The sequence below is a fragment of the Streptomyces pathocidini genome (assembly GCF_001418495.1).
Taxonomy (GTDB): domain Bacteria; phylum Actinomycetota; class Actinomycetes; order Streptomycetales; family Streptomycetaceae; genus Streptomyces; species Streptomyces pathocidini.
On sequence record NZ_LIQY01000096.1, the window covers coordinates 1 to 12,703 of the forward strand.

Annotated in this window: 6 protein-coding genes and 1 pseudogene; 1 reads left to right on the top strand and 6 read right to left on the bottom strand. The window is 72.6% G+C overall.

What is annotated here, in order from left to right:
* Nucleotides 1-315, top strand: a pseudogene (locus AOK16_RS06335) (hypothetical protein); the annotation flags it as partial.
* On the opposite strand, the gene AOK16_RS06340 reads toward AOK16_RS06335, so the two are convergent.
* From AOK16_RS06340 to mrdA, 6 genes are all read right to left on the bottom strand, one after another.
* The gene (locus AOK16_RS06340; RefSeq protein ID WP_055471235.1) at nucleotides 297-4,313 is read right to left on the bottom strand and encodes an Rne/Rng family ribonuclease; all 4,017 of its coding nucleotides are present in this window, start codon (nucleotides 4,311-4,313) and stop codon (nucleotides 297-299) included. The pseudogene AOK16_RS06335 and the gene AOK16_RS06340 overlap by 19 nt on opposite strands.
* A 218-nt stretch (nucleotides 4,314-4,531) precedes the next feature.
* Nucleotides 4,532-5,344, bottom strand: coding sequence for a TIGR03936 family radical SAM-associated protein (locus AOK16_RS06345; protein ID WP_055471236.1), 813 nt, complete (start codon nucleotides 5,342-5,344; stop codon nucleotides 4,532-4,534).
* A gap of 131 nt (nucleotides 5,345-5,475) precedes the next feature.
* Nucleotides 5,476-7,401 (bottom strand): TIGR03960 family B12-binding radical SAM protein, encoded by a 1,926-nt coding sequence (locus tag AOK16_RS06350; RefSeq protein ID WP_055471237.1) that lies wholly within the window; start codon nucleotides 7,399-7,401, stop codon nucleotides 5,476-5,478.
* 72 nt (nucleotides 7,402-7,473) lie between these two features.
* On the bottom strand, nucleotides 7,474-9,090 hold the full coding sequence (locus AOK16_RS06355; RefSeq protein WP_055471238.1) for a CYTH and CHAD domain-containing protein: 1,617 nt from the start codon (nucleotides 9,088-9,090) through the stop codon (nucleotides 7,474-7,476).
* Between the two features lie 173 nt (nucleotides 9,091-9,263).
* Nucleotides 9,264-10,466, bottom strand: a complete 1,203-nt coding sequence (rodA, locus tag AOK16_RS06360; RefSeq protein WP_055471239.1) for a rod shape-determining protein RodA — start codon at nucleotides 10,464-10,466, stop codon at nucleotides 9,264-9,266.
* Complete coding sequence (gene mrdA / locus AOK16_RS06365; RefSeq protein ID WP_055471240.1) at nucleotides 10,466-12,646, bottom strand: penicillin-binding protein 2; 2,181 nt, start codon at nucleotides 12,644-12,646, stop codon at nucleotides 10,466-10,468. The genes rodA and mrdA overlap by 1 nt, the downstream gene beginning before the upstream one ends.
* Nucleotides 12,647-12,703 lie beyond the last annotated feature (57 nt).

Below are 12,703 nucleotides of genomic sequence, written 5' to 3' on the forward strand. Positions count from 1 at the left end.
ACCCAGTCCGCCACTTCCGCCGCAGCGAAGCAGAGTTCGGGCGCCCGCATCACGGCGGCGCCCGCCAGCTGCCCGAAGTACTACTTCTGCGGCTACGCGGGCGCGAACTACACGAACCTGGTGTTCAAGTTCAAGGACTGCTACTTACAGGGCATCGCGGCCAGGACCGGCGGTTCCTGGTACAACAACCAGTCCAACGGCACCAAGGCCAGGATGTACAACGCCAACAAGCAGCTCGTGTACACGACACCGGGCGCACCCTACGGCGACCCGCACGGCAACTGGGCGGGCAGCCGCTACATCGACGCCTGCTGACCGGCTGCGTCGGCTGAGACCGTGCACCGGGGCCTCAGCCGGCACCGGATCCGCGACGCGCTGCCCGCGCCCCCCCCGGAGCCCGCCGCCGGCGAGTCCGGCGCCGCAGGAGCCACCGGGGCCGACGGCGTGACGACCACGGCCGCCTCCTCCGCCGCCTTCGGCGGACCCGCGGGAGCGGACACCTTGCGGCTCGCCCGCCGGCGCGAACGCCCACGTGTCGCCGCGGCCTCGGCCTCCGCCGCGCTGCTGAACAGCTCCTCGTCCGGTGCGAACGCCGGCTCCGGCAGCGCCCTCGGCTCGGCGACCTCCGCCGCGACCTCGGCCACGGCCTCCGGCGCCGTCTCGGCCTCCGCCTCGATGACCTCCGGCTCCCGTGCGCGCTCGTGCTCGGGCGTCGGCTCCGGCTGGGCCGCCGCCTTCCCCTTGCGCTTGCGCTTGCCGCCGCCACCGGCCGACGTCGGCTGCTCCATGTGCACGATGACACCGCGGCCGTTGCAGTGCACACAGCCCTCGGAGAAGGACTCCAGCAGGCCCTGGCCGACCCGCTTGCGGGTCATCTGGACCAGGCCCAGCGACGTCACCTCGGCGACCTGGTGCTTCGTACGGTCCCGGCCCAGGCACTCCAGCATCCGCCGCAGTACGAGGTCCCGGTTGGACTCCAGCACCATGTCGATGAAGTCGACCACGATGATGCCGCCGAGGTCGCGCAGCCGCAGCTGGCGCACGATCTCCTCGGCCGCCTCCAGGTTGTTCCTGGTGACCGTCTCCTCCAGGTTGCCGCCCTGGCCGGTGAACTTGCCGGTGTTGACGTCGATGACGACCATCGCCTCGGTCCGGTCGATCACCAGCGAACCGCCGGACGGCAGCCAGACCTTGCGGTCCAGCGCCTTCATCAGCTGCTCGTCGATCCGGTACGTGGCGAAGACGTCGACGTCCGAGGTCCACTTCTGGAGCCGGTCGGTGAGGTCGGGCGCGACGTGCGAGACGTATCCGTGGATGGTCTCCCAGGCGTCGTCACCGCTCACGATGACCTTGGTGAAGTCCTCGTTGAAGATGTCGCGGACGACGCGGACGGTCATGTCCGGCTCACCGTAGAGGAGCGTCGGCGCGCTGCCGCCGTTCTTCGACTTCTTCTGGATCTCCTCCCACTGCGCCTGCAGCCGCTCGACGTCGCGCCGCAGCTCGTCCTCGCTCGCCCCCTCCGCGGCGGTGCGCACGATGACGCCCGCGTCCTCGGGGACGATCTTCTTGAGGATCTGCTTCAGACGCGCGCGCTCGGTGTCGGGCAGCTTGCGGCTGATACCGGTCATCGAGCCCTCGGGCACATACACCAGGTAGCGGCCCGGGAGGGAGACCTGGCTGGTCAGCCGGGCGCCCTTGTGGCCGATCGGGTCCTTGGTGACCTGGACCAGCACGGACTGGCCGGACTTCAGCGCGGTCTCGATGCGGCGCGGGCCGTTGGCCATGCCCAGCGCCTCGAAGTTGACCTCACCCGCATACAGGACGGCGTTGCGGCCCTTGCCGATGTCGACGAACGCGGCCTCCATGGACGGCAGCACGTTCTGGACCTTGCCCAGGTAGACGTTGCCGACGTACGAGGTGGCCTGCTCCTTGTTGACGAAGTGCTCGACGAGGACGTTGTCCTCCAGCACCCCGATCTGGGTGCGGTCGCCGTGCTGGCGGACCACCATCACGCGCTCGACGGCCTCGCGGCGCGCCAGGAACTCCGCCTCGGTGATGATCGGCACCCGGCGGCGGCCCTGCTCGCGGCCCTCGCGGCGGCGCTGCTTCTTGGCCTCCAGCCGGGTCGAGCCCTTGATGGACTGCACCTCGTCGGACGGCTCGGCCTTGGCCCGCGGCTCACGGATCTTGACGACCGTACGCTCCGGGTCGTCGCCCTCGGCGGGTGCCTCGCCGGCGTCCCCGCTGCGGCGGCGACGGCGACGGCGACGGCGGCTGCTGCTCGTACCGCCGGAGCCCTCGAACTCGTCCTCGCCCTGCTCCTCGGCGGACTCCTCGCTCTCGGCCCCGGCCTCCTCGGCCTCCGCCTCGGCCTCCTCGGCCGCCTCGGCGCCCTCGGCGGGCTCGCCCCGGCGACGGCGGCGGCCACCGCGACGGCGACGGCGGGCCGGGCGCTCGCCCGACTCCTCCTCGCCGCCCTCGGCATCGGCCTCCGCCTCGGGTTCGGCCGGCTCCTCGACCGCCTCGGCGGCCTGCGCAGTCTCGGCGGGGGCCTCCTCGGCGGCGCCACGGCGGCGACGGCGGCGGGCCGCGGCGGCGGGCCGCGGCTCCTCCTCGGCCTCCTCCCGCTCGGCCGCCGCGGCGGCGGCCGCGGTCTCCGGCGTCTGGAACATCGGCTCGGTGAACACCGGCGCCTGGAACACGGCGGTCGGCGGCCGCTGGGCCCGCCTGCGCCGCCCGGTCGCCCCCGGGGCAACCTCCTCGGCAGCGGCCTGCTCGGCTTCGGCGCGGGATCCGGCCTTCGCGGCCGTGCCCGCGGCGCCCTCGGCTCCGGCCTCCGCCTCGCCCCGAGCGCCCCGCGGCTCCGCTTCGCTCCTGGCGCCACGGCGCGAACGCCGACCGCCCTCGGCGGCCTGCGCGGCCTCGGCACCGGCCTGCTCGGTCCGTGATCCGGCCTTGGCGCGGGCACCCGCGGCCTCGCCGGCCGCCGGACCCTCGGCCGGGCTCTCCTCACCGGCTGCCCGGTCCTGCGCGGCCCCGGCACCGGCCTGCGTCCGCGTCTCGTCGGCGGGCTGCCCGCCCTCGGTGGACACGGCGGCTGCCGCGGCCTTGCGGGAGCCGCGGCGCCTGGCCCGCCCGCGCGGAGCCTCGTCCTCCTCAGAGGCCGCGACGGCGACCTCGATCGGTACCTCGTCGGCCCCGGCGGCGGGCGCGCTGACCCCGGCCACCACGGCGGCCTCCTCGGCCCGCGCCTGCGCGGCCGCGTCGCTCTCGGCCGCCCGGGGCGCACCGGCGGGAGCGGTCGCCTTACGCGATGCCCGACGGCGCGTACGACCGCGCGGCGCCTCGCTGTCGGCAGTGGTTCCGGCTTCGGCGGGGGTCTCGTCGGTGATCGCGGGCTCCTCAACAGGCCGCTCGGCGGCGGTCGGGGCGGACTCGCCCTCGGTGGTGGCGGTCGTGATCTCGTCGCCGCCCTGCGGCGGGCCGGCGGGAGCGGACGCGCGGCGGGAGGCACGGCGGCGCGTACGAGCGGGCTCCGGCTCCTCGGAGGCTGCGGCGGACTCGGCACCGGCCGACTCCTGGGCAGCCTTGTCGCCGTCCCGCGCAGTCGCGCCCTCGGTAGCACGGCTCGCGGTCACGACCTCGGCAGCGGCCTCGCCGCCCTGCGGCGGACCGGCCGGAGCGGAGGCCTTGCGTGTGGCCCGGCGCCGCGTACGGGCGGGCTTGGCCTCGTCGCCGGACGCGGCGGCGCCGGTCGATCCGGCCGTCGGGTCATCGGCGGACCCGGCCGCTCCGGATTCCCCTGCCCCGGTCTCGGCGTCCGATCCGGTCGCGGCGAGCACGCCGGCCAGGGCCTCCTCGCCTTCGGCCGTCTCGTCCTCCGCCACGTCCGAGGACGAGACGGACCCGGCGGGCACCTGGGCGGATGCGGCGTCCTCGTGCACGACCGCGGCCTCGGCGGCGGTCGGAGCGGGCTCAGCGGCGAGGGCGGCGGACGCGGCCCCGCTCGGGGCGGCACCGCCGGTCTCCTCGGGCGCCACCTGGTCCGTACCACCGGCGACCGCGTCCCCGGCCGGTATGGCCGAAGCGCCGGTGGCCGGGGCGTCCGCCGCCGGGGCGGCCAGCGCGTCCGTGGTCACGGCGACGTCCTGCACCTGCGCCCCGCCGACCGCGGACGGCGGTCCCGCCGGGCGGGAGGCCGCGCGGCGGCGCCGGCGCGGCGGCAGGTTGTCGCTGGGGCTGTTGCTGTTCTCTGAGCTGTCCCCGGCGGCGCGGCTGTGCGCCGCCTCCGTGGGCTCAATCGGCTCGAGCATGCGGGCGGTTCTCCCGTCACGCTCCCGGGCGCCGCGTCTGTTTCCGGCCGCGGCCCGCGTGATGTGCGCGGTGCCGCTGTCCGGGGCGCGGGCGCCACACGGGAGCTATGTCGTCACTCGCCGGGGCCGTATGGCCGACACCGGCGAAAGTCTGCTGTGTCAGTGCGCCTGCCGGACCCGGGTGGCTCCCTGGTGCATCGACGGCACATCGGCGAGTCCTACGCGGAACCTTCCGGCACTCCCCCGCGAGCGGGCGATCCTCCCGTCGCGGCGGTCAGCCCGGCGGCCGTGGGTGGGGCGGCCGTGACTGCCTCGCGGTCGGGTGCGAGCGGGTCGGTCACCGTGCCGGTCTCCTCATTGAGCAGCCCCTGCGCCAGCCTGGTCACCGCTGCGGGGACCGGCGGCGCCAGGTCGGCCGTTGCGCGGAGGCCGGACAGGACGTCGTCGGGTCGTACGGCAGGTGTCGAATGCCGGACAACCAGCCGCAGTATCGCACAGGCCCCCAGCCCAGGCCTATCAGCCGCCCCTTCGAACGCCCCGTCGAGGGCCTCGAGGCGGACGACCGCGGCACGGGCGTCGAAGGTCCGCAACCCGTTTTTCGTCCGCCGCTCGACCTCCACGGTCTCGGCGGCGAGGAAGGCCGCGACGGCCTGCCGGGCTTCCGGCAGGCCGACCCCGTCGAGCCGCAGCTCCCACACCGAGGCCGTCAGCCGGTCGGCGAGCCCGGAGGTGCGGGCCTCGACCGCCTCGACGATGTCGAGCCCGTCGGGCATCGACGCGTCGAGCGACTCCCGCAGCGATGCGGGGTCGCGCGGCTCGGTGAGCGCAATCTCCAGGAACTCGGCCTCGCTGCCCGTGCCGGTGGGTGCGGCATTGGCGTACGACACCTTCGGGTGCGGCGTGAAGCCGGCCGAGTACGCCATCGGCACCTCGGATCGGCGCAGCGCCCGCTCGAAGGCGCGCTGGAAGTCACGGTGGCTGGTGAACCGGAGGCGGCCGCGCTTGGTGTAGCGCAGTCGGATGCGCTGCACCGCCGGTGCGGGCGGGGGGCCTTCGGGCTGTCGCTTGCCCAGTGTCGTTCAGTCCTCTTCGTGAGAGCGGTCGTACTCCTTAAAGAGTACGTGCCACGCCCCCGCCCGGTTCCCTGCGGGGGCGTGGCACGTCACTTCACCACGGTCAGCGGCAGCAGCTTCTTGCCGGTGGGGCCGATCTGGATGTGGGTGTCCATCTGCGGGCAGACGCCGCAGTCGAAGCAGGGGGTCCAGCGGCAGTCCTCGACCTCGGTCTCGTCGAGGGCGTCCTGCCAGTCCTCCCAGAGCCAGTCCTTGTCGAGGCCGGAGTCGAGGTGGTCCCAGGGCAGGACCTCCTCGTAGGCGCGCTCGCGCGTGGTGTACCAGTCGACGTCCACCCCGAAGCCGGGCAGCGTCTTCTCGGCGCAGGACATCCAGCGGTCGTAGCTGAAGTGCTCGCGCCAGCCGTCGAAGCGGCCGCCGTCCTCGTAGACGGCGCGGATGACGGCGCCGACGCGGCGGTCGCCGCGCGAGAGCAGGCCCTCGACGATGCCGGGCTTGCCGTCGTGGTAGCGGAAGCCGATCGAGCGGCCGTACTTCTTGTCGCCGCGGATCCGCTCGCGCAGCTTCTCCAGGCGCGCGTCGGTGTCCTCGGAGGACAGCTGCGGGGCCCATTGGAACGGGGTGTGCGGCTTGGGCACGAACCCGCCGATGGAGACGGTGCAGCGGATGTCGTTCTTGCCGGAGACCTCGCGACCCTTGGCGATGACCTTGGTCGCCATGTCGGCGATCTGCAGCACGTCCTCGTCGGTCTCGGTCGGCAGACCGCACATGAAGTACAGCTTCACCTGGCGCCAGCCGTTGCCGTACGCGGTGGCGACGGTGCGGATCAGGTCCTCCTCCGAGACCATCTTGTTGATGACCTTGCGGATGCGCTCGGAGCCGCCCTCGGGAGCGAAGGTCAGACCGGAGCGGCGGCCGTTGCGGGTCAGCTCGTTGGCGAGGTCGATGTTGAAGGCGTCGACGCGGGTCGAGGGGAGGGACAGGCCGATCTTGTCCTCCTCGTAGCGGTCGGCGAGGCCCTTGGCGACGTCGCCGATCTCGCTGTGGTCCGCGGAGGAGAGGGAGAGCAGGCCGACCTCCTCGAAGCCGGTGGCCTTCAGGCCCTTCTCGACCATGTCGCCGATGCCGGTGATCGACCGCTCGCGCACCGGGCGGGTGATCATGCCCGCCTGGCAGAAGCGGCAGCCGCGGGTGCAGCCGCGGAAGATCTCCACGGACATCCGCTCATGCACGGTCTCGGCCAGCGGCACGAGCGGCTGCTTCGGGTACGGCCACTCGTCGAGGTCCATCACGGTGTGCTTGGCGACCCGCCACGGCACGCCCGAACGGTTCGGTACGACACGGGAGATGCGGCCGTCGGGCAGGTACTCCACGTCGTAGAACTTCGGCACGTACACGCTGCCGGTCTTCGCGAGGCGGAACAGCAGCTCGTCGCGGCCGCCGGGGCGGCCCTCGGCCTTCCAGGCGCGGATGATCCCGGTGATCTCCAGTACGGCCTGCTCGCCGTCGCCGATGACCGCGCAGTCGATGAAGTCCGCGATCGGTTCGGGGTTGAAGGCGGCGTGGCCGCCGGCGAGGACGACCGGGTGCTCCTCGGTGCGGTCCGCGGTCTCCATGGGGATGCCCGCGAGGTCGAGGGTGGTGAGGAGGTTGGTGTAGCCGAGCTCGGTGGAGAAGGAGACGCCGAGCACGTCGAAGGCGCCGACCGGGCGGTGCGCGTCGACCGTGAACTGCGGGACGCGGTGCTCGCGCATCAGGGCCTCGAGGTCGGGCCAGACGCTGTAGGTCCGCTCGGCGAGGACGCCCTCGCGCTCGTTGAGCACCTCGTAGAGGATCATGACGCCCTGGTTGGGCAGCCCGACCTCGTACGCGTCCGGGTACATGAGCGCCCAGCGGACGTCGCAGGAGTCCCACGGTTTGACTGTGGAATTCAGCTCCCCGCCGACGTACTGGATGGGCTTCTGCACGTGCGGGAGGAGGGCCTCCAGGCGCGGGAAGACCGACTCGACAGGCATCGCGGTGATCTTTCGTGTGCGGGCAGGGGTGACCCTCAAGCCTAACGTGCTCCACGGGTCTCCCTTGACCGGTTACGCGCGCAGCCCCGCCCGCCGCCGCGGGTCGGCGGCCTCCGCCCAGGCTCCCGCCAGCTCGCTTTCGCGGGTGGTGGCGCGGGCCTCCTCGTGGCCGTAGAGGACGCCGAAGGTGAAGCCGCTCTCGCCGGCGGCCTGGGCCTGGAGGGCCAGTTCGCGCAGGGCCTCACGGGCGACGACGCTGTCCTGGTGGTCGCCGAGGACGTCCTGCAGCGCCTTCATGTGGTGGACGAACCGCCGGGCGGGCTTGCCGATCGCGGGACGGGCGGTCTCGGCGGAGTAGCGGGCGCGCTTGGCGGCCTTGCGGGCCTCGTGCATGGCGAGGTCCCGCTCCGGGCCCACGGGGGCGGCGAGCGCGGCCCTCATCCGGGCCTCGAGCCGGTCGAAGTCGCGCAGTACGGCGCCGGGCACCACCTCCAGCGCCGGGCGGGCGGCCGCCGGGCGCAGCGGCGGGTCGGCGAGGAGTGCGTCCAGGCTGTCGAGCAGGTCGAAGTAGCGGTCGCTGTCGAGTACGGCGGTCACGTGGCGGCGGGCGCCCCGGCGGCGGGTGCCCGACCAGGTGCGGAGCCGGCCGCGGACGGGGCCGATGAGCAACGGCTTGGGGAGTTCGCCGAGCCGCTCGTAGAGTCGGGCGGTGAGTACCTCGCGGTCCCGGTCGACGCCCAGCTCGGCGGCGAGCCACTTCAGCTCGTCGGCGATCGGGTCGGTCGCGGCCCGGTCGAGGACCTTGCCGAAGGAGCGGAAGGCGCTGCGCAGCCGCCGGGTGGCGACCCTCATCCGGTGGACGGAGTCGGGCAGTTCGCGGCGTACGGCGGGGTCGAGCTCGACGAGGGCGGCGGCTTGGGCACGGACGTAGTCCAGGATCTGGTCCCCGGCGGTGGCGACCCGCTTCTTCGGCTTCTCGGACGGCTTGGCGGGCTTCGCCGTCTTGGCGGTCCTGGCCTTTTTGCCGGTCTTGGCGGGCTCTGCGGTCTTGGCGGGCTTGACGGGCTTGGCCTTCTGACGAGGTCCCGGTCTGGTCTCCGCCAGCGCCCGGGCGAGTTTCGAGGGGCCGGGCGCGCGGCGGATCCCGGCCTTCCGGAGTTGACGCTCGACGGCGTCGAGGACGGCGGGGTCGGCGCCCTCCGCAAGTTCGACCTCGATCTCGGTCCAGTGGGCGGTGGGGCCGGCCCCGTCGCCGGTGGGCCGTTCCGCGCTGACCGCGTCGACGCTGACCTCGGCGAGCAACCGGCCGTCCGCGTCGAGGAGTTGGCGCAGCTTCCGCTCGGAGCGCAGCCGCATCACCGGGACGAGCGGGGCGCGGCGGACCCGCGACCGTACGAGGGCGGCCAGTTCGCGCGGGAGGCGGTCGGTCAGCGGGGCGCGGATCTCCTCGCGGGTGTCCTCGGCGAGCGGCAGTTTGAGGTGCCAGCCCGCGTCGCCGCCGCCGGTGCGGCGGCGCAGCGTGATGCCGTCCGCCGCCAGCCGTTCGGTCCCGGTGTCGTGGTAAGTGGCGTCGAGGGAGGCGACGCCGCGGTCGACCACGTCCGCGACCCCGGCGGCGGCGGTCAGGTCGGGCAGCCCGCCTTCGGTGGCCTCGTACTTGCGCTCGATCTCGCGTACCCGGTCGGCCATACCATGAATCTAGTCCGGCACCAGGGTGAACAACAGCCCTTGCCCGGACGGGGGCGGGCTCGCTTCGCCGCGCGGGGCCGCTGGAGACCGCCGTGGCGGTGATCCGCCACCGCGGCGGGGACCAGAGGGGGCCGGACCGCCCGGAACCGGGTCTGCCGGTCCGCCGGAAGGGCCTAGGCCGAGACGGGCCGCTGCACCTTGATCGACTGGAGGAGGCCGACCGCGATCCATACCGCGAACATCGAGGTGCCGCCGTAGGAGACGAACGGCAGCGGCAGGCCCGCGACCGGCATGATGCCGAGGGTCATGCCGACGTTCTCGAAGGTCTGGAAGGCGAACCAGGCGATGATCCCGGCGGCGACGATCGTCCCGTAGAGCTCGGTGGTCTCGCGGGCGATGCGGCAGGCGCGCCACAGCAGGACGCCGATGAGCACGATGATCAGGCCCGCGCCCAGGAAGCCCAGCTCCTCCCCCGCGACCGTGAAGATGAAGTCGGTCTGCTGCTCGGGCACGAACTGGCCGGTGGTCTGGTGGCCCTGGAAGAGGCCGGTGCCGGTGAGGCCGCCGGAGCCGATGGCGATGCGCGCCTGGTTGGTGTTGTAGCCGACGCCCGCCGGGTCGAGGTCGGGGTTGGCGAAGGCGGCGAAGCGGTTGATCTGGTACTCGTCCAGCAGCCCGAACTGCCAGACGCAGAAGGCCCCGGTGGCCCCGGTGGCGACCAGGCCGACGACCCAGCGGTTGGAGGCGCCGGAGGCGAGCAGGACGCCGAGGACGATCACGACGATCACCATGACCGATCCGAGGTCGGGCATCAGCATGATGACCCCGATCGGCAGCGCGGCGATGGCCAGGGCCATGACCACTGTGCGGTGGTCGGGGTACGGGCGGTCGCCCGCGTCGACCCGGGCCGCCAGCAGCATCGCCATCCCGAGGATGATCGTGATCTTGGCGAACTCCGAGGGCTGGAGCGAGAACCCGCCGCCGACCTGGATCCAGGCGTGCGAGCCGTTGATGGTGGAGCCGAGCGGGGTGAGGACGGCGGCGGTCAGCAGGATGGAGAACCCGTACAGCACGGGCACGGCGCCGCGCAGCGTGCGGTGGCCGAGCCACATCGTGCCGACCATGAGCGCGAGCCCGATGCCGGTGTTGAGCACGTGCCGGAACAGGAAGTAGTACGGGTCGCCCTGGTTGAGCTCGGTGCGGTTGCGGGTCGCGGACCACACCAGGAGCGCGCCGAGACCGGAGAGCAGCAGGGCGGAGCCGAGCAGTATCCAGTCCATGCGCCGGACCATGGAGTCGCGCGCGGTGAGCTTGCCCCACAGGCCCGTGTCGGGCCGGTAGCGGCTGACGGAGAAGCTGCTGGTCGGGCCGGCCACTAGAACCTCCGCCTCTCCAGGGGGGCGGCCAGCGGGGGCGGGCTCGCCGACTCGCTGGGGGACGCCGGCTCGTACGGCTTCGCGGGCTCGGCCTCGATGGTGCCGTCCCGGTCGATCCTGGGGAGGTCCTTCTGGGGCTCTGGGAGCAGGGCGCGCTTCTTGTCGAGGCCGCCCTTCTCGTCGGCGCCGTAGAGGGCGTTGTAGATGTTGCGCACCGCGGGACCGGAGGCGCCGGAGCCGGTGCCGCCCTGGGAGATCGTCATCACGATCGAGTAGTCCTTGGTGTACGTGGCGAACCACGAGGTGGTCTGCTTGCCGTAGACCTCGGCCGTACCGGTCTTGGCGTGCATCTTGATCTTGTCCTGCGGCCAGCCGCCGAAGCGCCAGGCCGCGGTGCCGCGGGTGGCGACGCCGGCGAGGGCGTCGTCCATCTGCGCCAGGGTCTTCTTGGAGACCGGCAGCTTGCCGTGGGACTTGGGCTGGATCTCCTGGACCTTCTGGCCGTCCGGGCTGACGACCGCCTTGCCGACGGTCGGGTCGTAGAGCGTGCCGCCGTTGCTGATGGCGGAGTAGATGGTGGCCATCTGGATCGGGGTGACGAGGGTGTCACCCTGGCCGATGGAGTAGTTGACCGCGTCGTAGGCGTGCAGCTTCATGCCCTCGAGGCAGCCCTCGCGGGCGAGCACGGTGTCGAAGTCCTTCTTCTTCGGCCAGGCCTTGGCCTGCTTGCACCAGCCGTCCTTGTTGGCCTTCCAGAAGTCCTTCTTCCACTGGCGGTCCGGGACGCGGCCCTTGACCTCGTTGGGGAGGTCGATGCCGGTCTCGGCGCCGAGGCCGAACTGGTGGGCGGTCTTGTAGAACCAGTCGTTGGCGTTCTTCTTGGGCTTGAGCCCGCCGTCCTTGCGCCACTGGTCGTGCGCCAGCTTGTAGAAGACGGTGTCGCAGGAGACCTCGAGAGCCCGGCCGAGGCTGATGGCGCCGTGGCTCTGCGACTCGAAGTTCTTGAAGACCTGGTTGCCAATGCTGTACGCGCTGGTGCAGGGGTAGCCGCCGTTGAAGTCGTTCCCGGCCTGCACCGCGGCCGCCGTGGAGATCACCTTGAAGATCGAGCCGGGGGCGGCCTGGCCCTGGATGGCGCGGTTCAGCAGCGGGTAGTTGGAGGCCTTGCTGGTGAGCTTCTTGTACGTTTTGCCGTCGATGCCGCCGACCCAGGCGTTGGGGTCGTAGTCGGGGTTGGAGGCCATCGCGACGACCCGGCCGGTCCTGGCCTCCATGACGACGACAGCGCCCGCGTCCGCCTCGTACGGGCGGTTGGTGTTGCGGTCGATCTCCTGGCGGGCGGTGACCATCGCCTGGTTGAGCTCTTTCTCCGCCAGCGCCTGCACGCGGGCGTCGATGCTGGTGACGACGGAGGAGCCGGCCTGGCCCTTGTCGCTCTTGGTGGTGCCGATGACACGGCCGAGGTTGTCGACCTCGTAGCGGGTGACGCCCGCGTCGCCGCGCAGGTACTTGTCGTAGGCCCGCTCCAGGCCCGAGCGGCCGATCTGGTCGGAGCGCAGGAGCGGGGAGTCGCTGTCCTTGGCCTTCTGGATCTCCTCGTCGGTGACGGGCGAGAGGTAGCCGAGGACCTGCGCGGTGTTGGCCTTGAGCGGCGAGGGGTAGCGGCGTACGGCGGTGGGCTCCGCGGTGATGCCGGGGAAGTCCTCGGAGCGCTCGCGGATCTGGAGCGCCTGCTGGGTGGTGGCCTCGTCGGTGATCGGGATGGGCTGGAAGGGCGAGCCGTTCCAGCAGGGCTGCGGCGTCTTGGCGTCGCAGAGCCGGACCTTCTCCTTGACCTCCTTGGGGGTCATGTCGAGGACGTCGGCGAGGCGGGTGAGGACGGCGTCGCCGTCGTCGGCCATCTTCAGCAGGTCGGTGCGGCTGGCGGAGACCACGAGCCGGGTCTCGTTGTCGGCCAGCGGCACGCCGCGCGCGTCGAGGATCGAGCCGCGGACGGCGGGCTGGACGACCTGCTGTACGTGGTTGCTGGCGGCCTCGCTGGCGTACTCCGCGCCGTTGCGGATCTGGAGCAGCCAGAGGCGTCCGCCGAGGGTGAGCAGCAGGGAGAAGACGAGGATCTGGAGCGCGATGAGACGGATCGTCACACGGGGGGTGCGCCCCGTCTCGGGGATGTTTGTCATAGCGCGTCAGCGCTTCCGTTGAGGGTGGGGGTGGGTGACGGGAGGGGGTTTGTCACA

Excerpts from the sequence above, each read along its gene's own strand:
- mrdA (WP_055471240.1), bottom strand. The coding sequence starts at position 12,646 with ATGACAAACATCCCCGAGACGGGGCGCACCCCCCGTGTGACGATCCGT.
- AOK16_RS06350 (WP_055471237.1), bottom strand. The coding sequence starts at position 7,401 with ATGCCTGTCGAGTCGGTCTTCCCGCGCCTGGAGGCCCTCCTCCCGCAC.
- AOK16_RS06355 (WP_055471238.1), bottom strand. The coding sequence starts at position 9,090 with ATGGCCGACCGGGTACGCGAGATCGAGCGCAAGTACGAGGCCACCGAA.
- AOK16_RS06340 (WP_055471235.1), bottom strand. The coding sequence starts at position 4,313 with ATGCTCGAGCCGATTGAGCCCACGGAGGCGGCGCACAGCCGCGCCGCC.